The sequence below is a fragment of the Kribbella qitaiheensis genome (genome assembly GCF_042657745.1).
Taxonomy (GTDB): Bacteria; Actinomycetota; Actinomycetes; order Propionibacteriales; family Kribbellaceae; genus Kribbella; species Kribbella qitaiheensis.
In genome coordinates, this window is the sequence record NZ_JBHSKE010000080.1 from 67,494 (window position 1) to 91,014 (window position 23,521).

The 23,521-nt window shown below is 69.7% G+C and carries 15 protein-coding genes; 9 read left to right on the plus strand and 6 right to left on the minus strand.

Translation table 11 applies throughout. The annotated features are described in order from the left end of the window. Nucleotides 1-52: 52 nt before the first annotated feature. From ctaD to ACFPJ1_RS41950, 3 genes are all read right to left on the minus strand, one after another. Nucleotides 53-1,777, minus strand: coding sequence for an aa3-type cytochrome oxidase subunit I (gene ctaD / locus ACFPJ1_RS41940; RefSeq protein ID WP_380112231.1), 1,725 nt, complete (start codon nucleotides 1,775-1,777; stop codon nucleotides 53-55). Nucleotides 1,778-1,924: 147 nt separating this feature from the next. Further along, nucleotides 1,925-2,752, minus strand: a complete 828-nt coding sequence (gene ppk2, locus ACFPJ1_RS41945; protein ID WP_380112000.1) for a polyphosphate kinase 2 — start codon at nucleotides 2,750-2,752, stop codon at nucleotides 1,925-1,927. Between the two features lie 69 nt (nucleotides 2,753-2,821). Then, entirely contained in the window at nucleotides 2,822-3,193 is a 372-nt protein-coding gene (locus ACFPJ1_RS41950) for a DUF5997 family protein (RefSeq protein WP_380112001.1), read from the minus strand. A gap of 58 nt (nucleotides 3,194-3,251) precedes the next feature. On the opposite strand from ACFPJ1_RS41950, the gene ACFPJ1_RS41955 reads away from it, so the two are divergent. The 3 genes from ACFPJ1_RS41955 (at nucleotide 3,252) to ACFPJ1_RS41965 (ending at nucleotide 5,646) form a co-directional block, all read left to right on the plus strand. Continuing rightward, nucleotides 3,252-3,986: a LysR family transcriptional regulator substrate-binding protein gene (locus ACFPJ1_RS41955; RefSeq protein ID WP_380112002.1), complete on the plus strand. Its 735-nt coding sequence runs from the start codon at nucleotides 3,252-3,254 to the stop codon at nucleotides 3,984-3,986. Nucleotides 3,987-4,086: 100 nt separating this feature from the next. After that, complete coding sequence (locus tag ACFPJ1_RS41960; RefSeq protein ID WP_380112003.1) at nucleotides 4,087-4,497, plus strand: DUF7144 family membrane protein; 411 nt, start codon at nucleotides 4,087-4,089, stop codon at nucleotides 4,495-4,497. A gap of 54 nt (nucleotides 4,498-4,551) precedes the next feature. Then, nucleotides 4,552-5,646 (plus strand): hypothetical protein, encoded by a 1,095-nt coding sequence (locus ACFPJ1_RS41965; protein ID WP_380112004.1) that lies wholly within the window; start codon nucleotides 4,552-4,554, stop codon nucleotides 5,644-5,646. On the opposite strand, the gene ACFPJ1_RS41970 is transcribed toward ACFPJ1_RS41965, so the two are convergent. Then, a complete protein-coding gene (locus tag ACFPJ1_RS41970) occupies nucleotides 5,640-6,722 on the minus strand; it encodes an aldo/keto reductase (RefSeq protein ID WP_380112005.1) in 1,083 nt (360 codons plus the stop codon). The genes ACFPJ1_RS41965 and ACFPJ1_RS41970 overlap by 7 nt on opposite strands. 154 nt (nucleotides 6,723-6,876) lie before the next feature. Here ACFPJ1_RS41970 and ACFPJ1_RS41975 point away from each other — a divergent pair, with 154 nt between their 5' ends. Next, entirely contained in the window at nucleotides 6,877-7,794 is a 918-nt protein-coding gene (locus tag ACFPJ1_RS41975; RefSeq protein WP_380112006.1) for an AraC family transcriptional regulator, read from the plus strand. Nucleotides 7,795-7,800: 6 nt separating this feature from the next. Here the strand turns inward: ACFPJ1_RS41975 and ACFPJ1_RS41980 are convergent, their stop codons facing one another. Continuing rightward, complete coding sequence (locus ACFPJ1_RS41980) at nucleotides 7,801-10,560, minus strand: ATP-binding protein (protein ID WP_380112007.1); 2,760 nt, start codon at nucleotides 10,558-10,560, stop codon at nucleotides 7,801-7,803. A 152-nt stretch (nucleotides 10,561-10,712) separates the two neighbouring features. Between ACFPJ1_RS41980 and ACFPJ1_RS41985 the strand changes: the two genes are divergently transcribed. The 5 genes from ACFPJ1_RS41985 (at nucleotide 10,713) to ACFPJ1_RS42005 (ending at nucleotide 22,226) form a co-directional block, all read left to right on the plus strand. Continuing rightward, entirely contained in the window at nucleotides 10,713-11,117 is a 405-nt protein-coding gene (locus tag ACFPJ1_RS41985) for a Fur family transcriptional regulator (RefSeq protein ID WP_380112232.1), read from the plus strand. Nucleotides 11,118-11,179: 62 nt separating this feature from the next. Then, nucleotides 11,180-13,372 carry a catalase/peroxidase HPI gene (gene katG / locus ACFPJ1_RS41990; RefSeq protein WP_380112233.1) on the plus strand — a complete coding sequence of 731 codons (2,193 nt, stop codon included), beginning with the start codon at nucleotides 11,180-11,182 and terminating at the stop codon, nucleotides 13,370-13,372. A gap of 162 nt (nucleotides 13,373-13,534) precedes the next feature. Beyond that, on the plus strand, nucleotides 13,535-14,251 hold the full coding sequence (locus ACFPJ1_RS41995) for a class I SAM-dependent methyltransferase (RefSeq protein WP_380112008.1): 717 nt from the start codon (nucleotides 13,535-13,537) through the stop codon (nucleotides 14,249-14,251). A gap of 132 nt (nucleotides 14,252-14,383) precedes the next feature. After that, nucleotides 14,384-16,615 carry a penicillin-binding protein gene (locus tag ACFPJ1_RS42000; protein ID WP_380112009.1) on the plus strand — a complete coding sequence of 744 codons (2,232 nt, stop codon included), beginning with the start codon at nucleotides 14,384-14,386 and terminating at the stop codon, nucleotides 16,613-16,615. 121 nt (nucleotides 16,616-16,736) lie between these two features. After that, nucleotides 16,737-22,226, plus strand: a complete 5,490-nt coding sequence (locus tag ACFPJ1_RS42005) for an ATP-binding protein (protein ID WP_380112010.1) — start codon at nucleotides 16,737-16,739, stop codon at nucleotides 22,224-22,226. A 35-nt stretch (nucleotides 22,227-22,261) separates the two neighbouring features. Here the strand turns inward: ACFPJ1_RS42005 and ACFPJ1_RS42010 are convergent, their stop codons facing one another. Beyond that, a complete protein-coding gene (locus ACFPJ1_RS42010) occupies nucleotides 22,262-23,503 on the minus strand; it encodes a PucR family transcriptional regulator (protein WP_380112011.1) in 1,242 nt (413 codons plus the stop codon). Between the last annotated feature and the right edge of the window lie 18 nt (nucleotides 23,504-23,521).

The following is a 23,521-nucleotide window of genomic DNA, read 5'->3' on the forward strand; positions in this document are numbered from 1 at the left end:
TGCAGTACCTCTCTGGCGCCGAAAGCGCCGGCCCGGTCAGGGTGTGAAGCCGTCAGGTGTTGTCCGGGCCCTGGTTCTCGCGCAGGTTCTCGACCCGGCCCTCGTCCTCGCCGGCGTCGAGCAGGTTGTCCTTCGACGCACCGCTGTCGGGGTACTCCGACAACGCGACGTCCGGGTGGTGCAGGTCGAACGCGGGGCTCTCGGACCGGATGCGTGGGAGGGTGACGAAGTTGTGCCGTGGCGGCGGTGACGAGGTGGCCCACTCCAGCGACCGGCCCCAGCCCCACGGGTCATCCACACCGACCAGCGGCGATCTACGGGACTTGTAGACGTTGTAGAAGAACGGCAACATCGACAGCCCGAGGATGAACGCCCCGATGCTAGAGACCTCGTTCAGCGTGGTGAAGCCCTCGTTCGCCCCGTACGTCGCGTAGCGGCGTGGCATGCCTTCCGCGCCGAGCCAGTGCTGGACGAGGAAGGTGGTGTGGAAGCCGATGAACAGCAACCAGAAGTGCAGCTTGCCGAGTCGCTCGTCGAGCATCCGGCCGGTCATCTTCGGCCACCAGAAGTAGAACCCGGCGAACATCGCGAACACCACGGTGCCGAAGACGACGTAGTGGAAGTGCGCGACCACGAAGTACGAGTCGGTGACCTGGTAGTCCAGCGGGGGTGACGCGAGGATCACGCCGGTGAGTCCGCCGAACAGGAACGTCGTGAGGAACCCCACGGCCCACAACATGGGCGTCTCGAAGGACAGGGAACCGCCCCACATCGTGCCGATCCAGTTGAAGAACTTCACCCCCGTCGGCACCGCGATCAAGAATGACATGAACGAGAAGAACGGCAGGTTCACTCCGCCGGTCGCGAACATGTGGTGCGCCCACACGGCGGCGGACAGCGCGCCGATCGCGAGCGTCGCGGCGACCAGGCCGATGTAGCCGAAGATCGGTTTGCGGCTGAAGACCGGCAGGATCTCGGTGATGATGCCGAAGAACGGCAGCGCGATGATGTAGACCTCGGGGTGCCCGAAGAACCAGAACAGGTGCTGCCAGAGGAGTGCGCCGCCGTTGGCGGCGTCGTAGACGTGCGCCCCGAGGGCTCGATCCGCCTCCAGCATCAGCAGCGCGCCGGCCAGGATCGGGAAGGCGATCAGCACCAGGATCGACGTGACCAGGATGTTCCACACGAAGATCGGCAGCCGGAACATCGTCATCCCCGGCGCGCGCATCGTGATGATGGTCGTGACGAAGTTGACCGCACCCAGGATCGTGCCCAGACCCGCCATCCACAGGCCCATGATCCACAGGTCACCGCCGACGCCCGGCGAGCGGACCCCGTTGGACAAGGGTGAGTACGCCGTCCAGCCGAAGTCGGCCGCGCCACCCGGCGTCAGGAACCCGGCCAGCACGATGAGCCCGCCGAACAGGAACAGCCAGTAGCTGAACATGTTGAGCCGCGGGAAGGCGACATCCGGGGCGCCGATCTGGACCGGCATGATCACGTTCGCGAAGCCGACGAACAGCGGCGTCGCGAACAGCAGCAGCATGATCGTGCCGTGCATCGTGAACAGCTGGTTGTAGACCTCTTCGTTCACGATCTGCAGGCCCGGATTGGCGAGCTCGGCGCGCATCACCAGCGCCATCAGGCCGGCGGCCAGGAAGAACGCGAACGAGGTGATCAGGTAGAGATGACCGATCACCTTGTGATCGGTGGTGGTGAGCAGCCGTACGGCCACCACGCCGAGGCGCCGCCGGGGGACCGTCAGGGACGGACCGATCGTCGTCGAACGACGTTCGTCGAGGCTGGTCACTGAAACCCTCCCGTCAGATCGGTGACCGGGCAACGGTCCGGCCGGGGAGGACCGCGGCTGCCCAGGATCCTTGCCCCTACTCAGACTGCGCGCTTACCGCCCAGTTGTGAAGGGTCAGCCGGACAGCCGGGCGGCGTGGTCGGGGACCTGGGTCTGCATCTCGCGCGGGGTGCGTTCGTAGCCCTTCGACGGGGGCCGGGGCGGGAGCGCGAGCGGCGGGCGCTGGACCTCGTAGTACGGGACGGTGGCGAGCAGGTGGGCGATCATGTTGATCCGCGCGGCGCGTTTGTCCTCGCTCTCGACGACGTACCACGGGGCCTCGGGGATGTCGGTGTGCACGAACATCTCGTCCTTGGCGCGGGAGTAGTCCTCCCAGCGGGCGATCGACTCCAGGTCCATCGGCGACAGTTTCCAGCGGCGCATCGGGTCCTCGAGGCGTTTGCGGAAGCGGTTCTCCTGCTCGTTGTCGCTGACGGAGAACCAGTACTTGCGCAGCAGCACGCCGTCCTCGACCAGCAGCCGCTCGAAGATCGGGGACTGGTGCAGGAACCGGCTGTACTCCTGGTTCGTGCAGAAGTTCATCACCCGCTCGACCCCGGCGCGGTTGTACCAGCTGCGGTCGAACAGGACGATCTCGCCGGCCGCCGGAAGATGCTCGATGTAGCGCTGGAAGTACCACTGGGTGCGCTGCCGCTCGGTGGGCGCCGGCAGGGCCACGATCCGGGCGACCCGGGGGTTGAGGAACTCCGTGACCCGCTTGATCGTGCTGCCCTTGCCGGCCGCGTCGCGACCTTCGAAGACCACCACGACCCGCGCGCCTTCGACCCGGACCCACTCCTGCAGCTTGACCAGCTCTGCCTGCAGGCGGATCAGCTCCCGCTCGTACAGCTTCTTCGGTACCCGCTTGACCTTCTGCGGGCTCTTCTCCTTGTCGCGGCTCATCCTCCGACGGTAATCGTCAGCCGGCCGGAACGGCGGCCGGGATCGGCCGGCGGGGTGTCGAAAGTTGCGTCAGCTGCCGGTGGACTTCAGCCGCTCGGCTTCCTTCTGGACCTCGGCCTGGGTGGCGCGCTCGCGCTGGAGCCACTCGGGGTCCTCCGCCCGCAGGGCCTGGATCTGGTCGGTGGTGAGGGGTTCGGTGATCCCGCCACGGGCGAGGCCGGAGATGGAGATTCCCAGCCGGGCGGCGACGACCGGGCGCGGGTGCGGGCCGGTACGGCGGAGCTCCCGCAGCCACTCGGGCGGGTCGGCCTGCAGGGCGTTCAGCTCGTCGCGCGAGACGACACCCTCCTGGAACTCCGCGGGGGTGGCCTCGAGGTACACACCCAGCTTCTTCGCCGCGGTCGCGGGCTTCATCGTCTGGGTGGTCTTGTGCGACGTCATACCGCCCAGGGTATCGACTGCGGGCCGGGCTCCCGACCACGCCGGATAGCCTGGGCCGGTGACAGCCCCGGACGAACGGCCCTCCTTCCGGCTCGCGTACGTCCCCGGTGTCACGCCGGCCAAGTGGGTGCGGACCTGGAACGAGCGGCTGCCCAAGGTGCCGCTGACCCTGATCGGGGTGACCGCGCCCGAGGCGGCCGACGTCGTACGGGCGGGTGGCGCCGACGCCGGGCTCGTGCGATTGCCGATCGATCGGACGGGGCTGAGCGCGATCCCGCTCTACACCGAGACGACGGTGGTCGTGGTGCCGAAGGACCACCTCGTGACCGCGGCCGAGGAGATCACCGCGGACGACCTCGCAGACGAGTTCGTGCTGCATCCGCTCGACGACGCCCTCGAGTGGGACCGGTTGCCCGGGCAACCGGCGTTCGAGCGTCCCGCGACGACCGCGGCCGCCATCGAGCTGGTGGCGGCGGGAGCAGGGGTCCTCATCGTCCCGCAGTCGCTCGCCCGGCTGCATCACCGCAAGGACCTCACCTACCGGCCGATCACGGACGCGCCACAGTCGCGCGTCGCGCTGACCTGGCTGGAGGAACAGACCACTGACCTGGTGGAGCAGCTCATCGGGATCGTCCGCGGCCGCACCGTCAACAGTTCGCGCGACCAGCCGACTCCACCCCAGCCCAAGCGCAAGCGCCCTGAGTCGGAGGGGCGAAAGCCAGCTCCCGGCCAGCGCAGAGTGTCCGGCGCCCCCAAGTCCGCCAAACGGGGCAAACCTCGCCGCTCCCGCTGAGGGGTCGTCCGAATAGGGTGATGTGTGTCCGCTGAGCGGGTCCTAGGTTCGGGTGCGCGCTCGACATCGAGTCGAGGCGCTGGACCGGGGAGGCCGGACAATGACTCAGAACCAAACCACCGGGCGGCAGCCCGTCTCGGACTGGGCGGTGGGCGGCGTCGTGTTCGCAGCCGCCATGATGCTGATGAACGGCCTGTTCCAGGTCATCGCCGGACTCGCAGCGCTGATCAACGACGAGTACTTCGTTGTCGTCCGAGGCTATGCGTTCGACCTCGACATCACCGCCTGGGGCTGGATCCACCTGATCCTGGGCCTCCTCGTCGTCGGGGCCGGCATCGGCCTGCTCGTCAGGGCGAGCTGGGCCCGCGTGGTCGCTCTGATCGTCACCGCGCTGAGCGCGATCGACAACTTCTTCTTCATCCCGTACGCGCCGTTCTGGTCGTTGCTGGTGATCGCGCTCGACGTGTGGATCATCTGGGCGCTGACTCGCCCGAACGTGCTCCAGCAGTAGCGGTCAGGTTGGTTCTACCCTCAGGTAACCGGGAGGTGGCGACGGGGAGGTCGGATGAGCGTCGAGGTCGTGTTCTGGGCTGTGGTGCTGGCGAGGTTCGCGCTGCCGTTGCTGATCCCGCGCTACCCACTGCCCGCGGTGGTCGGCTGCCTGTTGCTCGACGGTGTGGACCAGACGATCTTCCAGACGTTCGGCTACGACCCGCCGTTCTACCAGAGCTACGACAAGGCGATGGACGTCTTCTACCTGTCCGTGGCGTACCTGGCCAGCCTGCGCAACTGGACCAACCAGGGAGCGGTCAGCATCAGCCGTTTCCTGTTCTTCTTTCGGCAGGTCGGCGTCGTGGCGTTCGAGCTCACCGGTCTGCGGTGGCTGCTGCTGGTCTTCCCCAACACCTTCGAGTACTTCTTCATCGCCTACGAGGCGATCCGCGCCCGCTGGAACCCGGCCAGGTTCGGGCTCAAGTTCTGGCTGCTGGTCGCCGGCGCGATCTGGATCTTCATCAAGCTGCCGCAGGAGTACTGGATCCACATCGCCCAGCTCGACCTGACCGACACGATCAGAGATGTCTCCTGGTTCCTTCCGCTTCTGATCGCCGCAGCGCTCGTCCTGGCCGCGATCCTGTACTTCGTCGTCCGTCCCCGGCTGCAGCCGGCTGACTGGTCCTGGCGATTCCGCGCGGACCCGCTGCCGGTCGAGATCGACGAGGCCCACGAGCGCGCCGCGCACCAGGCCGCACACCGCAAGGTCTTCGACACGGCGGCGCTGGAGAAGACCTTCCTGATCGGCCTGATCAGCGTGATCTTCGGGCAGGTGCTGCCGGGGGTCGAGGCGAGCGAGCTCGAGGTGTTCCTCGGCATCGCCGTCTTCGTCGTGATCAACTCGGCGATCGGTCTGTGGTCGGCCAAGCGGGGCTACTCGTGGGATTCGGCCGCGAAGTCGTTCGGCGTCGTCTTCGCGACCAACGTCGGGCTGGTCGTCGTCGCGAACCTGCTGCTGATTCGGCGTGACGGCGACCTCCGGCTGGTCGACACCCTGTTCTTCGTCTTCCTGTTCAGCATCCTGACGATGCTCTACGACCGCTACCGCCCGGTCTACGAGTACCGCCGAGCCGCCGCGAAGCAGGCCGCCACGGAGAGGGCTCAGTAGCGGACATCGCTCTGCAGCAAGGGCGGATACACGGCCGATGGCTCGCCGTCGACCGTGGCACCCGCGAACTGCAGCATCGAGTTCTGAGCACCGTGCATCGGTGCCGGGTAGTTCAACGTCGGGGCGGAGACCTCGTCCAGCAGTTGAAGATGTTCAGTGCTCAGCTCCACCTCGAGCGCGGCGACATTGGTCTGCAGGTGTTCGAGGCGTCGCGCGCCGATGATCGGTACGACGGTGCCGCGCCGAGCGCGCAACCAGGCCAGGGACACGGCCGCGGAGGTGGTCCCGAGTTCCTCGGCCACGTCGGCGACGGCCTCGATGACGGTGTACTCGTCGTCGCTGGGCCCGCCGACGAACGCAGTACGGGCTGAGTCGGTGACCTGGGTGTCCCGCCGGTACTTGCCGGACAGGAAGCCGTTCTTGAGCGGACTCCACGGGACCAGCGCCATGCCTTGGTCCAAGGCCAGCGGCGCGAGTTCACCCTCGACCGTGCGGGCGAGCAGCGAGTACTCGACCTGCAAGGCGCTCAACGGGGTCCAGCTCTTCAACAGCGCCGTGGTCTGGGCCTGAGCGGTGAACCAGGCCGGGGTGTTGGAGAAGCCGAGGTAGCGGATCTTGCCTGCCCGGACCAGATCGTCGAGAGTACGCAGAGTCTCCTCGATCGGGGTACGCCTGTCCCAATTGTGCAACCAATACAGGTCCAGATAGTCGGTCTGCAGGCGGCGCAGGGTCTCGTCGAGCTGGGCGATGATCGCGGTGCGGCCGGCGCCACCTCCGTTGGGATCGCCGGGGAAGAGATTGCCGAAGAACTTCGACGCCAGGACCACGTGCTCGCGCCGGCCGGGGTGGGCGGCGAACCAGTCGCCGAGGATCTTCTCCGAGTGCCCGTTGGTGTAGAAGTTCGCGGTGTCGATGAAGTTCCCGCCGAGATCCAGGTAGGTGGCCAGGATCTTCTCCGACTCCTCGACGCTGGTCCCGGCGGCGCCCGGATCCTCGCCGAAGGTCATCGCGCCGAGCGCGAACGGGCTGACCCGCAGGCCGGACCGGCCGAGGGTGACGTAGTGGTCGAGTGACATGAGATGGCTCCGATCAGTGCTGGAAGTCGGTCATTTCCATCGAATCGCGAACCGCCGGTCCGAGGTAGACCGATCCACTTCAGCTCTTGCACGATCCTGCCAACCTTGCGCCGATCGGGTTGCAGGTGGTCGTCGCGGGTGCTTCGCTGAGGGCGTGGACACCACTGTCGATCTGCTGGCTGAGCTCAGGTGCGTCATCGCGACCCACGCCCGATCGGATCTGGGGACGTCGATCGACGGACTGCTGCTGTCCAAGGTGGAGACGGCCGAGCCGGACTACTCGCTCACCGAGCCGTTGCTGGTCGTCATGGCCCAAGGCGGCAAACGCCTGCTGCTCGGCGACCAGGTGTACGAGTACCGAGCCGGCCAGTGCCTCGTGGTCACAGCCGACCTACCCGTCACCGGTCACTTCCTCGAGGCCAGCCCGCAGGTCCCGGCTTTGGGCATCGGCCTGGTACTGCGCCCGGCGGTGATCGCCCGGTTGTTGCTGGAGGCACCGGCAGGCCCCTGGTCCCGCAGTACGGCGGATCTGCCTGCGATGGCGATCGGCGACGTGGACCTCGAGCTGCTCGACGCCGTGACCCGCATGGTGCGACTGCTCGACCACCCGGCGGACGTGCCGGTCCTGGCTCCGCTGGTGGAGCAGGAGATCCTGTGGCGGCTGCTCACCGGCCCGCACGGCGGGATGATCCGTCAGATCGGGTTGGCGGACAGCAGTCTGTCCTACCTCAGCCGGGCGATCCGCTGGATCCGCGACAACTACGCCGAACCGATGCGGGTGGAGGACCTCGCCCGCTTGGCCGGGATGAGCACCTCCGCGTTCCACCGTCACTTTCGCGCCGCCACCGCCATGAGCCCGCTGCAGTTCCAGAAGCGCATCCGGCTCCAGGAGGCCCGGTCGCTGCTGGTCTCCCGCGCGGGAGACATCGCGGGCGTCGGACATCTGGTCGGCTACGACAGCCCTTCGCAGTTCAACCGCGAGTACCGCCGCCTGTTCGGCGCCCCGCCAGGTCAGGACGCCGTTCGCCTGCGCACGACCATCACCCCGTCCGCCACCCCACACCTCCCGTAACGCCGGTCACCCCGGTCCTACGTCGAGGGTGGCGTCGGTCAGGTCTCGGCGGGAGCGGATGCCGAGTTTGGTGAAGACCTTGCGCAGGTGCCACTCGACGGTGCGGGGGCTGATGAAGAGCCGGGTCGCGATCTCCGGGTTCGAGAAACCGTCGCGGGCCAGCCGGGCGATCTGAGACTCCTGGGCGGTCAGTTGGTTCTTCGCCGCGCGGGTCCGTTTGCGTGCCGTCTCGCCGGTGGCCAGCAGTTCGCGGCGGGCCCGGTCGGCGAACGCCTCCATGCCGATCGAGGTGAGCAGGTCGTACGCGATCCGCAGCCGCTCGCGGGCGTCGACGCGCCGGGCCTCACGGCGGAGCCACTCCCCGTAGAGCAGGTGCGCACGGGCGATCTCCGGGCGGGGGTGGGTGCGGCTCAGCCTGTCGATCGCCTCGAGGTACAGGTCTTCGGCGGTGTCGCCGTCGCTGAGCAGGGCCCGCGACCGCGCCTCCAGCCCGAGGCCGAAGTCGGTGCCGGCCGGCTGTGTCGTCGAAGCCAGCCTGTCGAGCGCGGCCCGGGCGACCCCGAACCGGCGGCTGTGCACCGCCGCTTCGACCAGTTCGGGCAGCGCCCACATCGAGGAGAACAGCTCGACCTCGTCCGACGCGGCTCGCTCGGCGGCCGCCAGCGCGTCGTCGTACCGGCCGAGGCCGTTGTAGAGGACGGCGGCGACCCAGTTCGCGCGGGTGAGCACGACTCCCGGGCCGCCGTCCGTGGCTTGGTCGATGGTGTCCTGGATCAGGGCGGAGGCGTCGGGCTCCCGGCCTCGGAGCGCCAGCAGCAGGAGCGCGGCGAAGGGTGCGGCGGGCGTGCCGGTGGCCGCGGCGACCTGATCGGCTTCCGCGATCAGGTCCTCGGCCGCGCGGAAATCGCCGCTCCAGGCGGCCGCCGTGCCCAGCGAGGCGAGGTAGATCGGCAACTGTTCGAGTGCACCGGTGTCTCTGGCGACCTGGATCTGCCGTTCGTAGATCGCCTGCCAGGCCCGGACATCCCAGATGGCCATGCCGGCCGGTGCGGCCAGCCAGCCCCACCGCAGCCCCTCTTCGAGCGACACCTCCCCGTCGGCGAAGGCCCTCGATGCCTGCAGCAGCACAGGTGCTGCCGCGGCCCGCCCCTCGATGGTCAGACACGAGAGACCGTCCAGGAGCAGGTCGGTCGGGTGCGGATCCCCGGGTCTCGGCGGAAGTGCCCGCGCGGCCGCGGAGACCTCTCGCAGCCGGCTCGCAGAGCCGGTGAGCACGGCGGCACCCCACGAGTTCAGGTACACGTCCCGCGCCAGGTCGAGGTCGAGCGGTTCCAGCCGTTTGGCGGCCTTGAGCAGCAGCGGGGTGGCGTCGCCTCCGGCGCGGGAGACGAATGCGATCTCCCCGCGCAGCATGTCCACCCGGGCGCCCTCCAACTCGTCGAGCGCCCCGGACTCCGCTACCTCCAGGAGCTGGAGAGCCTCGGGGAACGCGCCCGCCTGGAGGCTCGCTTGCGCGGCGGCGAGGGCGCGCTCGGCGCGGAGTACGGGCTCTTGGGTCAGCGCGACCGCGCGTTGCAGGAATGCGGCCGCGGAACTGAACCCGCCGCGCGCCTGCGCCCGACCCGCCGAGCGTTCGAGGTCCGCGGCCACCTTCTCGTCCGGACCCGGGGTGGCCGCTGCGAGGTGCCAGGCGCGGCGGTCGGGATCGGTGTCCGGATCGGTGACTTCCGCCAGCGCCAGGTGGACGGTCTGACGTTCCTCCGGTGACGCGGCCTCGTAGACGGCCGAGCGCACGAGCGGATGCCGGAACCGGATACGGCGGCCGAACTCGATCAAGCCTGACGCCTCCGCCACGGCCGATGCGGCGGCGTCGGTCCCGAGCCCGAGCCGGTCCGCCGCGCGCCACAGCAGCGTGGCGTCGCCGAGTGGTTCGGCCGCTGCCGTGAGCAGCAGCCGGCGGGTGTCGGACGGCAAGGGTTGGAGTCGGCGGAAGAACCCGTCCTCGATCCGGCCGGAGAGCGCGGTCCTGTCGTGTACTCCGAACCCGTCGGCGAGCTCCGCGGTGGTCCACGCCCGCGGCAGCTCGACCAGCGCGAGCGGGTTGCCGCGGGTCTCTGCCACGATCCGGTCGCGCACGCGGTCGTCGAGGGGGCCGTTGACCACTGACGCCAGCAACGTCCGCGCGTCCGCGTCGCCGAGGCCGCTCACCGTGAACTCCGGCAGGTCCGCCAGGTCGGGAACGCTGCTCGGCTCGCGGACGACGATCACCAGGGCGATCCGCTCGGCCACCAGTCTGCGCGCGAGGAAGCCGATGGCCTGCGAAGTGGTGCCGTCCAGCCATTGGGCGTCATCAACGAGACAGAGCAGCGGTTGACGGGCGCTCGCCTCGGCAAGCAGGCCGAGCGCCGCGAGCGCGATGAGGGATCGGTCCGGCGGCTTGCCGGCGGTCAGGCCGAAGGCCGCCGCGAGCGCCTCCTGCTGGGGCGTGGGCAGGCGGTCGAGCCGGTCGAGGAAGGGTGCGCAGAGCTGATGCAGTCCGGCGAACGCGAACTCCATCTCGGACTGGACGCCCGCAGACCGCACGACCCGGAATCCCGGGGCTCGAGCGGACAGGTACTCCAGCAGGGCGGTCTTGCCGACGCCGGCCTCGCCGCGCAGTACCAGCGCTCGGCTCCGACCGGTGCGCGCGGCAACAAGCAGCCGATCGAGCGAATCGCATTCGCTGCGTCGACCCAGCAACCTCGTCCCAGCACCGCGATTCGGCATCGTGCACCCAGTCGCAGGCTAAGTACTGCGAACGGCCGCTCGCAACGGGCTTCCCACCCGTCGGGCAGCGGGTCTCGCCGGAGTTGTTCTTGAATGATTCCAGAAAATGCGACAGACTCCGGGACGTGCCAACACCGTCGGAGTACGAGCGCATGTTGCGAGGGGCCGAACTGCGGGTCACCCGGCCCCGGGTGGCCGTGCTCGCCGCGGTGCACGACCGTCCGCACGCCGACACGGACTCGATCATCGGCGCCGTGCGCGAGGATCTCGGCGAGGTCTCCCACCAGGCTGTCTACGACGTACTCCGCGCGCTGACCGCGGCGAGTCTGGTGCGGCGCATCCAGCCGACGGGGTCCGTGGCGCGGTACGAGTCGCGGGTCGGCGACAACCACCACCACGTCGTGTGCCGGTCCTGCGGTGCCATCGCCGACGTGGACTGTGCCCACGGCTCCGCGCCCTGCCTGACCGCCTCCGACGACCACGGCTTCGCGATCGACGAGGCCGAGGTCGTCTACTGGGGCCGCTGCCCCGACTGCTCCACCGCATCCAGTTCTTGAGTACCCCCTAGTCTCCGGAAGGTTTTCCCGTGTCTGACAAGCCTGACGCCGTTGTTGGAGAGATGAATGAGGAGAGCGAGGCCCAGTGCCCGGTCGCGGGTGGGCATTTCAAGCACCCGACCGAGGGTGGCAGCAACCGTGAGTGGTGGCCGAACCAGCTCAACCTGAAGATCCTTCGCAAGCACCCCGCGGTGGCGAACCCGATGGGGGAGGAGTTCGACTACGCGGCCGCCTTCGGCACTGTCGACCTCGACGCCCTGGCCCGCGATGTCGACGAGGTACTGACCACGTCGCAGGACTGGTGGCCCGCGGACTTCGGCCACTACGGGCCGTTCATGATCCGGATGGCCTGGCACAGCGCGGGCACCTACCGCATCCACGACGGCCGCGGCGGCGCGGGCGCCGGCATGCAGCGCTTCGCCCCGCTGAACAGCTGGCCGGACAACGGCAACCTCGACAAGGCGCGCCGGCTGCTGTGGCCGGTGAAGAAGAAGTACGGCGCCTCGATCTCGTGGGCCGACCTGATGATCTTCACGGGCAACCGCGCCCTGGAGACGATGGGCTTCAAGACCTTCGGCTTCGCCGGTGGCCGCCCGGACGTCTGGGAGCCCGACGAGGACGTCTACTGGGGCCCCGAGACCACCTGGCTCGGCGACGAGCGCTACACCGGTGACCGGGAGCTCGAGAACCCGCTGGCCGCGGTACAGATGGGTCTCATCTACGTGAACCCGGAAGGCCCGAACGGCCACCCCGACCCGCTCGCCTCGGCGCGCGACATCCGCGAGACCTTCGGCCGGATGGCGATGAACGACGAGGAGACCGTCGCGCTGATCGCCGGTGGGCACACGTTCGGCAAGACCCACGGTGCGGCCGACCCGGAGCAGTACGTCGGGCCCGAGCCCGAGGGCGCCCCGCTCGAGGAGCAGGGCCTCGGCTGGAAGAACAGCTTCGGCACCGGCAAGGGCCGGGACGCGATCACCAGCGGCCTCGAGGTCACCTGGACGGCCACGCCGACGCGGTGGAGCAACAGCTTCTTCGAGAACCTCTTCGGCCACGAGTGGGAGCTGACCAAGAGCCCGGCCGGCGCGCACCAGTGGCAGCCGAAGGACGGCGCCTCGGCCAACACCGTCCCGGACCCCGAGGACGGCTCGCTGACCCGCCCGCCGACGATGCTGACGACCGACCTGGCGCTGCGGGTCGACCCGATCTACGAGCAGATCTCGCGGCGCTTCCTGGAGAACCCGGACCAGTTCGCGGACGCGTTCGCGCGGGCCTGGTACAAGCTGACGCACCGCGACATGGGCCCGATCCAGCGCTACCTCGGACCGCTGGTCCCGCAGGAGACGCTGATCTGGCAGGACCCGGTGCCCGCGGTCGACCACGAACTGGTCGGGGCCGAGGACGTCGCCGCGCTCAAGGGTCAGGTCCTGGACTCGGGTCTGTCGGTTTCGCAGCTCGTCGCCACCGCCTGGGCGTCGGCCTCGACGTTCCGGGGCAGCGACAAGCGCGGTGGGGCGAACGGTGCCCGCATCCGCCTCGAGCCGCAGTCGGGCTGGGAGGTCAACGAGCCGGACGCCCTGGCGCAGGTGCTGCGCACGCTGGAGGGAATCCAGGAGTCCTTCAACAGCTCCGGGAGCAAGAAGATCTCGCTCGCCGACCTCATCGTGCTTGCTGGCGGGGCTGCCGTGGAGCAGGCAGCCAAGACGGCCGGCTTCGACGTACAGGTGCCCTTCACTCCGGGGCGCACAGACGCGTCGCAGGAGCAGACGGACGCCGACTCCTTCGCCCCGCTCGAGCCGGTGGCCGACGGGTTCCGGAACTACCTCGGCAAGGGCAACCGGCTGCCGGCGGAATACCTGCTGATCGACCGCGCGAACCTGCTGACCCTGAGCGCGCCCGAGCTGACCGTCCTGGTGGGCGGCCTGCGGGTCCTGGGCGCGAACTTCCAGCAGTCGTCGCTGGGCGTCCTCACCTCGACGCCCGGGTCGCTGACGAACGACTTCTTCGCGAACCTGCTCGACCTGGGCACGACGTGGAAGCCGACGTCGGAGGACGCGGAGACCTTCGAGGGCCGTGACGCCAGTGGCGCGGTCAAGTGGACCGGCAGCCGCGTCGACCTGGTCTTCGGCTCCAACTCCGAGCTGCGCGCCGTCGCCGAGGTCTACGCCAGCGACGACGCCAAGGAGAAGTTCGTCCGGGACTTCGTCGCCGCCTGGACAAAGGTGATGGAGCTCGACCGCTACGACCTCGCCTGATCCACCCCGTTCAGGTCGGCGGGCCTGGACACGACAGCCAGGTCCACTCGCAGTGGACCTGGCTGTCGCCGGTTCGGTACTGATCCGGCCCGAGCGCATACGTGCCGTCGGCAACCGTTCTCGTCAGGAAACTTCGGCGGGAGCGGGGCCGTTGGTAGGAATATGAGCAACCTCACGAGCGAATATGAACAGCTGGCCGACGTGTACCACGGCACGGTAGATCCCGAGGGGGCTGGTCTGGAGGATCCGACGTTCGACGGGCTGGTGGGGGACGTGCGGGGGCAGCGGGTCGCCGCGGTGGCGTGCGGGCAGGGGCGGGATGCGCGGCGGCTGGCTGATCTCGGGGCCGAGGTGGTGGGGATCGATGCCTCGGAGTCGCTCCTCGCCCACGCGCGCAGGCTCGAGCAGGACACTCCTCGCGGGATCGAGTACGTCCACGGGGATGCTCACGATCTCCGTGGACTTCCCGACGCGTCGTTCGACGGAGTCGTGTGCCACATGGCGCTGATGGACATCCCCGAGCTGGAGCCGGCGGTGCGGTCGATCGTGCGGATCCTGGTGCCTGGCGGGTGGTTCGTGGCGTCGATCGTGCACCCGTGCTACAAACCGCCGGCCCACGGGGAACTGGTCGATCACGTCGACGGCTTCACCAGGCGGATCACCGGCCGCTACTTCGAGGAAGGTCCCTACAACAGCGTGACCCGCTGGGAGATCCTGCCGCGCGTCTCGTACCACCGGACCCTGTCGACGTACGTGAACACCCTGGTGGCGGCCGGCCTCCCCATCACCCGGATGGCCGAGCCCGTCGGCGACCGCCCGGTCTGGAAGGAGGCTGCCGGAATCCTCTACTTCCGCTGCGAGCTTACGGATCCAGCCTGACAGCGCCAGGCCGGACCAGTGAAAAATGGACTCACAAGTCCATTCCGTCGAGCCCCGACCGGAACGGCCTCGGCGGCGTAGCCTGGAGGTATGGGTGGGGGCGGGCAGGGCTTTCGCGCCAGCGTTCGGTCGTTGAACAAGTTCTTCGGCGTGAGCGTGCTGGCCGGCGCCCTGGCCGCCGGACTGGTGGTTCCCTTCGCCGGGCTGGCCGAGTTCGGCACCAAGAAGGCCTCGGAGTCGGTCGAGAGTCTGCCGCAGGAGCTGGAGACTGAGCCGCCGGCGGTGCGGAGCAGGATCCTCGCGTCCGACGGCAGCTTGATCGCCACCCTGTACGAGCAGAACCGCGTCCCGGTACCGCTGAGCCAGATCAGCCCGATCATGCGCAAGGCGATCGTGGCGATCGAGGACTCGCGCTTCTACGACCACGGCGCGCTGGACGCGAAAGGCACCCTGCGCGCGCTGATCCGGAACCAGTCCGGCGGCTCGGTGCAGCAGGGTGGTTCGAGCATCACCCAGCAGTACGTGAAGATGAGCCTGATCGAGAAGGCGCAGACCGCCGAGCAGCGCCAGGCCGCCACGGAGGTGACCTACCAGCGCAAGCTGACCGAGCTGCGCTACGCGGTCGCCTTCGAGAAGGAGTTCTCCAAGGACCAGATCCTCGAGCGGTACCTGAACCTGGCGAACTTCGGCGACGGCTCGTACGGCGTACAGGCCGCCGCCCAGCACTACTTCAGGACCACCGCCAAGAAACTCACGCTCCCGCAGGCCGCGCTGCTGGCCGGGCTGGTGAAGAACCCGACCGGCTATGACCCGACGAACAACCTCAAGCGCTCCAAGGATCGTCGCGACGTAGTGCTCCGCAGGATGCAGGAGCTGGGCGTGATCACCGCGAAGCAGGCCAACGACGCGATCAAGGCGCCGGTGATCGACGAGAAGAAGATCCTGAAGGTCCGCAACGGCTGCGCCAGCTCCCGCTATCCGTTCTACTGCGACTACGTCGTCTCCAAGCTGCTGGACAACCCAGCCCTGGGCCGCACGCCCAAGGACCGGGACCACTTCCTGAAGACCGGCGGCCTCACCGTGAAGACGTCGCTGGACCCGAGGATCCAGAGGGCCGCGCAGGCGTCGATCAAGGAGCACAGCAAGACCACCGACACCGCCATCGCGGCCATCACCGTGGTCGAGCCCGGTACCGGGCTGGTCAAGGCGATGGTGCAGAGCAAGCCGCACGGGAACGGCAAGAACCAGACGGCGTACAACTACAACGTCGAGAAGTCCTACGCGGGTGGCTACGGCGGGTTCCAGAACGGGTCGACGATGAAGGCGTTCGTGCTCGCCGCCGCGATCCAGAAAGGCCTGCCGCTGACCTACCGGATCAACTCGCCGGCCCAGATCAACCTCAGCGGGAAGAAGTTCCGGACCTGCACCGGCTTCACGCGGGACCCGGACTACAGTCCGCAGAACTCGACCCGCAGCGGCAACCTGACCATGGTAGAGGCGGCCAGGTACTCGACGAACACCTACTTCCTGCAGCTGTCCCAGCGGACCGGCCTGTGCGCGCCGGCCACGATCGCCGCCGACCTGGGCATGTACAACGCGCAGACCCTCCAGCCGCTCGACCAGGTGGTGTCCTTCACGCTGGGCGTCGGCTACGTGACGCCGTTGATGCTCTCGAACGCCTATGCGACGTTCGCGGCGCGGGGCAAGTACTGTTCGCCCGTCGTCGTCACCACGCTGCTGGACAAGACCCGCAAACCCATCAGGACACCCAGCATCGACTGCCGGCAGGCCATCGCACCGGAGGTCGCCGACGGGGTCAACCGGGTGCTCAGCGCCGTGATGGAGCCCGGCGGCACCGGTGGTCGACTCAACTTCGGCCGCTGGGACCTGGCCGGCAAGACCGGCACCATCCAGGACAACCGTGCCGTCTGGTTCGCGGGGTACGCACCGAACCTGGCAGCGGCGGCAGTGGTCGCCGACGCGAACCTTCCGTACACCAACCTGATGTACGGCCACACCCTGGACGGCAAGGACATCTCTGACCCCACCGGTTCCGGTACTGCGGGTCCGCTGTGGCAGACCGCGATGGAGAAGGCCCTGGACGGTATGCCGCTGCGCCGCTTCGTCCCTCCGAGCAACCGCGTGGTCAAGGGTGACGCGGCTGAGCTCCCGCCGGTCAGCGGCAAGAGCCCGGACGAGGCCGCCAACGTACTCCGGCAGGCCGGGTTCGACGTCGTCATCTCCGACGAGCCGGTGGACTCCCCGGAGGCCGAGGGCAGCGTGGCCTACACCGACCCGCGCAGCCGCGATGGCGCCCCCGAGGGCTCCCTGGTGACGATCTACGTCTCCAACGGCCAGAACTAGCCGCCCGCAGCCGGGTCGGGGGACCGTGCTGGGCCCGATCTGAGGGCCCGACTCGACGGTAGGCCCGGCTGCCTGGGAATGTGTGCGGTAACAGACTCGTCAACGACAGGAGTGCCGCCCGGTGTTCAACCGCATCGCCATCGTCAACCGGGGAGAGGCCGCGATGCGGCTGATCAACGCGGTCCGCGAGCTCAACGCCGAGACGGGGAGCCAGATCGAGACGGTCGCCTTGTACACCGATGCGGAGCGTGCGGCGACGTTCGTGCGCGAGGCCGACCTGGCCTACCCGCTCGGCCCGGCCGCCGACCGCCCGTACCTCGACCACGCGAAGCTCGAGCAGGCGCTGACCGAGACGAAGGCGGACGCCGCCTGGGTCGGCTGGGGGTTCGTCGCCGAGGACCCGGCGTTCGCGGAGCTGTGCGAGCGGATCGGCGTGACGTTCATCGGGCCGAGCGCGGAGGCGATGCGCAAGCTCGGCGACAAGATCGGCTCGAAGCTGATCGCCGAGGAGGTCGGCGTACCGGTCGCGCCGTGGAGCCGCGGCGCGGTCGAGTCCCTGGACGCGGCGCTCGTGTCGGCGGGCGAGATCGGCTACCCGGTGATGCTGAAGGCGACCGCGGGCGGCGGTGGCCGCGGCATCCGGGTGGTCCGCGACGACGACGAGCTGCGCGAGGTCTACCAGCGGACCAGCGACGAGGCGGCCCGCGCGTTCGGCAGCGGCGTGGTCTTCCTGGAGCGCCTAGTCACCGGCGCCCGGCACGTCGAGGTCCAGGTGATCGCTGACGGTCAGGGCACGGCGTGGGCGCTGGGCGTGCGGGACTGCTCGGTGCAGCGTCGCAACCAGAAGGTGATCGAGGAGTCGGCCTCGCCGGTGCTCGCGCCGGACCAGGCCGCCGAGCTGAAGGCGTCCGCGGAGCGGCTTGCGCTGGCCGTCGGCTACCGCGGCGCCGGCACGGTCGAGTTCCTGTACCACCCGGGGGACAAGCTGTTCGCCTTCCTCGAGGTGAACACCCGCCTCCAGGTCGAGCATCCGATCACCGAGCTGACCACCGAGGTCGACCTGGTCAAGGCGCAGCTGCACGTGGCCGCCGGCGGCCGGCTCGAGGGCCCGCAGCCCGCCGAGCACGGCCACGCCGTCGAGGCCCGGCTGAACGCGGAGGACCCGGACCGCGAGTTCGCGCCGTCGCCCGGACGGATCGCGCGGCTGCGGTTGCCCTCCGGCCCCGGCGTACGGGTGGACACGGGGGTCAGCGAGGGTGACACGATCCCGGCAGACTTCGACTCGATGATCGCCAAGATCATCGCGTACGGCCGGACCCGTGACGAGGCGCTCGGCCGGTTGCGCCGCGCGGTGGCCGACACGACCGTTGTCCTGGAGGGCGGCGCGACCAACAAGAGCTTCGTGCTCGACCTGCTGGACCAGCCGGAGGTGATCGACGGGAGCGCCGACACCGGCTGGATCGACCGGGTCCGCGGTGAGGGACGCCTGGTCTCGCGCCGGCACTCCGGCATCGCCCTGGTGGCGGCGGCGATCGAGGCTTACGAGGAGGCCGAGCAGGTCGAACGGCAGCGGCTGCTGGAGACGGCCCGTGGCGGCCGCCCCCAGGTCCAGCACGAGGTCGGCCGGGCCATCGCGTTGAAGCTGCGCGGCGCGGCGTACAAGGTGAGTGTCGCGAGGATCGGGCGGCAGCGGTACCGGGTGGGTGTGGGCGCCGGCGACGAGCTGCAGTACCTCGACGCAGAGCTCGACCGGCTGGACGCGTACGACGCGCGGCTGGAGGTCGCGGGCCGCCGGTTCCGGCTGGTCACCGCGACGCACGGTCCGGTGCACCTCGTCGAGGTCGACGGTGTCACCCACCGGGTCAGCCGCGACGAGGGCGGCGTACTGCGTGCCCCGAGCCCGGCCCTGGTGGTCGCGACTCCGGTCGCGGCGGGTGCCGAGGTGGAGGCCGGGGCGCCGGTGCTGGTCCTCGAGAGCATGAAGATGGAGACGGTCTTGTACGCGCCGTTCAAGGCGATCGTGCGCGAGCTGCCGGTGTCGACCGGTAGCCAGGTCGAGACCGGCGCACCGCTGGTCCGGTTGGAGCCGGTCGGTGACGCCGACGTCGAGGTCGAGGCGTCCGAGGGCGTCGAGCTGGAGCTGCCCGAGCCGGCGGCCCCGCCGACCGCGGCGGAGCGCGCGGCCCGCGGGCTGGACGACCTGCGCAGCATGCTGCTCGGGTTCGACATCGATCCGCGCGACGAGGGCCGGACGCTGACCGGCTACCTCGCCGCCCGCGCGGAGCTGGCCGAGCCTCCGGTCGCGGAGGAGATCGGCGTACTGCGGCTGTTCGCCGACTTAGCCGAGCTGAGCCGCAACCGGCCGGCCGGCGAGGACCTGAACACCGAGCTGCGGGTGCACAGCCCGAAGGAGCACTTCCACACCTACCTGCAAACCCTGGACGCCGAGCGCGCCGGGCTGCCGGCGGAGTTCTGCGACCGGCTGGCGCGGGTGCTCGGCCACTACGGCGTCACCGGGCTGGAGCGCAGCGACGAGCTGACCGACGCGGTGTTCCGGATCTTCCTGGCCCAGCAGCGCACGTCTCCCGACGTACTGCTGATGACGTCCCTGCTGCAGCAGTGGCTGGCCGAGCCGATGCCCGAGCCGCCGCTGGACGCCGAGGCGCATGCGGTGCTCGACCACCTGGTGCTCGCTACCCAGCTGCGCTTCCCGGTGATCGGCGACCTGGCCCGCAGCGTGCGGTTCCGCTGGTTCGACCAGCCGCTGGTGGACCAGGCGCGGGCCGAAGTACTGTCCGGCGTCAGCGACGAACTGGCGGCACTTGCGCTGGATCCGGACGCGCCAGACCACGTCGCGCGGGTGGAGGCGCTGGCGACGATCCCGGAGCAGATCGTGCGGTTCCTCGCCGAGCGGCTCGAGCGCGGCGTCAACGGCACCGAGCCGATGCTGGAGGTGCTGGTCCGCCGCCACTACCTCGAGTACGAGCTCCACGACCTGCGCAACGCGACCGTGAGCGGCCGCGCGTTCACCGCGGCCGACTACACGCTGGACAAGCGCCCGACGCACCTGGTCAGCACGATCGGGACCGTCGACGAGTTGGCCGATCCCAGCAGCGCGCTGGTCCGCGACCTTACCGCCGAGATCGACGCCCGCCCGGCCGGCCACGAGGCGGTCACCGATCTGTACCTGTCGTGGCCGCAGACCCCCGCGACCCAGCAGGAGGCGTCCGACCGCCTGCGCGAGATCGTCGCGGCGCTGCCGTTCATGCAGCGCGTACGCCGGGTCGCGGTCGCCGTGGCCCCGGGTGGTGGCCGCGAGGTCTGGTACTTCACCTACCGCCCGTCGGCCGAAGGCGTGGTCGAGGACGACAACGTGCGCGGAGTACACCCGATGGTCGGGCGACGGCTCAACCTGTGGCGGCTGCACGACTTCCGGATCACCCGGCTGGACGCGCCCGAGGACGTTCTCCTCTACCACTGCGTCGCCCGCGACAACGAGGCGGACGAGCGGCTGGTGGCGCTGGCCCAGGTCCGGCAGTTCGCCGTCGTGCGCGACGAGGACGGCAAGGTCACCTCGCTGCCGCACGTCGAGCGGGCGATCGCGAACTGCCTGGAAGGCATCCGCCGGGCGCGGACGGCGCGCGGCGCTGCTGGAGCCCGGCTGGAGATGAACCACGTCTGGGTGACGATCTGGCCGGTGGTCGACGCGCAGGTCGCCGAGCTCACCGCGCTGCAGCGCAACATCGCGCCGTTGACGGCCGGAGCCGGGATCGAGGAGGTCGTCGTCACGGGCCGCGTGATCGGCTCGAACGGCAACCCGTTCCCGGCCGTCGGCCGGTTCTACTACCAACCCGGCGCGGGTGTCATCGCGGCGGTGGAGCGACCCGCGACCGAACGACTCAAGCCGCTCGACGACTATGCCCAGAAGGTCCTCCGCGCCCGTCGGCGCAACACTGTCTATCCCTATGAGGTGGCGGGGATGGTCGCGGGTGCGGGCGGCAGCTGGGTCGAGTACGACCTGGACGACACCGGCACGCTGGTCCCGGTCGAGCGGCCGCGCGGGCTGAACAAGGCCGGCCTGATCGCCGGCGTGATCAGTACGCCGACCCGCCGGCACCCCGAAGGCGTCTCCCGGGTGGTGCTGAGCGGCGACCCGACCAAGGCGCTCGGCGCCGTCGCCGAAGCGGAGTGCGCGCGGATCATCGGCGCCCTCGACCTGGCCGAGAGGCTGGGCGTCCCGGTCGAGTGGTTCGCGGTCTCGGCCGGTGCCCGGATCTCGATGGACTCCGGTACCGAGAACATGGACTGGGTCGCGAAGGCGCTGAAGCGGATCGTCGAGTTCACCCAGGCCGGTGGCGAGATCAACATCGTCGTCGCGGGCATCAACGTCGGCGCCCAGCCGTACTGGAACGCCGAGGCGACGATGCTGATGCACACCAAGGGCATCCTGGTGATGACGCCGGACTCGGCGATGGTGCTGACCGGCAAGCAGTCCCTGGACTTCTCCGGCGGTGTCTCGGCCGAGGACAACCACGGCATCGGCGGCTACGACCGGGTGATGGGCCCGAACGGGCAGGCGCAGTACTGGGCGCCCGACCTGGCCGGAGCCCGCGACATCCTGCTCGCGCACTACGACCACACCTACGTCGTACCGGGGGAGACCGGCCCGCGCCGGGCGCCGTCCACCGACCCGCACGACCGCGACGTCACGTCGTACCCGCACGACCCGGTGGACGGCGGGTTCAGCACGGTCGGGGAGATCTTCTCCGCCGCGACGAACCCGGATCGCAAGAAGGCGTTCGACATCCGCACCCTGATGCGCGCCGTGGCCGACCAGGACCACCCGCTGCTGGAGCGCTGGGCGGGGATGGCCGACGCGGAGACCGCGGTCGTGGCCGACACCCGGCTGGGCGGACTGTCGGTGTGTCTGGTCGGGATCGAGTCCAAGCCGGTACCGCGGCGCGGCTTCCCGCCGACCGACGGGCCGGACGTCTACACGGCCGGCACGTTGTTCCCCCGGTCGTCGAAGAAGGTGGCCCGCGCGATCAACGGGGCCAGCGGCAACCGTCCGCTGGTGGTGCTGGCGAACCTGTCCGGGTTCGACGGTTCGCCGGACTCGATGCGCAACCTCCAGCTCGAGTACGGCGCGGAGATCGGCCGGGCGATCGTGAACTTCGAGGGCTCGATCGTGTTCTGCGTGGTGTCGCGGTACCACGGCGGCGCGTTCGTGGTGTTCTCGAAGGCGCTGAACGACCGGATGACCGTCCTCGCGGTGGAAGGATCGTTCGCCTCGGTGATCGGTGGCGCGCCCGCGGCGGCGGTGGTGTTCGCCGGCGAGGTGAACAACCGGACGTCGGCTGACCCCCGGGTCACGGCGGTGTCGGCCCGGATGGCCGAGGCCGATGGCGCCGAGCGGGCCGCCCTGGCCAACGAGCTGGCCGAAGTACGGTCGGCGGTCCGGGCGGAGAAGCTGGGCGAGGTGGCCTCCGAGTTCGACCGGGTGCACAGCATCCAGCGGGCTGTCGCGGTCGGCTCGGTGGACGCCGTGATCCGCCCCGAAGAACTCCGCCCGCAGCTGATCGCCGCCCTGGAGGCCCGGCTGCCGATGTGAGGCTCAGCCGCGTGGTGGCCCGCGGTTAGGCGCGTTCAGCCGGGCGGCGACGGCTTGACCGCCAAGGCGATCGTGAGGTCCAGGACGGTCTGCGGGTCGTCGAGGCGGGCGCCGTAGAGGTCGCGGAGCTGGCCCATCCGGTACCGCACGGTCTGCGGATGGACGTGCAGTGCCGCAGCGACCTCGTCGCGCCGGCCGAGGTGGAGCAGCCATTCGCGCAGGGTCTCGGCCAGCCGCTCGGCGGTGGCGGGACGGAGTGCTTCGAACGGCGCGAGCACCTGCCGGCGGAGATCGTCGAGGGCCGCGGCGTCGGACGTCACGACGAAGGTGGTCAGGTGGCGCTCGGTGTCGACCGGCGCGTCGGGTTCGGCGGTCAGCTGGAGCTGCCGCGCGCGGAGGGCCCGCAGGTACGACGTGCGCACGGCCGTCCACGGCTGGGTCGGGCCAACCCACGCCTGATACCCGCGCAGGTTCCGCAGGAGAGCCGGCCGCGCGGATCCATCGGCGTCGGGGACGAGCAATACCGCTACCTCGGCCGGGTCCTCGTCGACGTCGCCGAGTTCGGTGAGGTCGTCCTCGGGCCGTAGCGTCCGTGGATCCAGGGCGCCGAGAATCCCGCGCACGTGGGCGCTCGGCAGGATCACCGCCGTCAAAGTGCGGGGCGGCTCCCAGTCGGCGAGTTCCGCCCGGCCGGCCAACTGATCCGCAGGGTCGCCCAGCAAGAGTCCTCGGCCTAACTCCTGGAGGTAGCGCTCCCGGACCCGGCCCGTGGTCGCGAGCTCGTCGGTGTGCCCGGACACGCTGGCCGCGGACAACTCGTCGATGTAGGCGAAGACCAGCTCGGCGAACTTGGCCAAAGTCTCAGCCGCGAGACCGGCCTCCACAACGGTGCGGGACAGTTCGCGCCAGGCCACCCGGGCGCCGACCCGGTAGGCGGCGAGCAACGCGTCCATGCTTCGGCCGCTGCGTGCTTCGCCGCGGCCCAGGACATAGGCACCCTCGAGTGCGGGAGCGAGCGGAGACCCGGGGTCGCCGCTGCCGGTCAGGCGGAGGAATCCACCGAGGGCGAGCTGGACGGCCCCTTCGATCTTGGCTCCCATTGGTCCGGCCAGCGCGTTGGTGTAGCCGGGGACCTCGGCGATGATCGCGGTCACGGTGTTCCCGGCGATCTCCGGGAGGCGGGAGCGCAACAGCTCGATCGCGGCCTCACCGAGCTCCAGCTCGGCGGCCCCTCGAGCCGTCCGGCTGGCGTGGCGGGTGGGATCAGCGTCGGACAAGATTGTTCCCTCCGAACA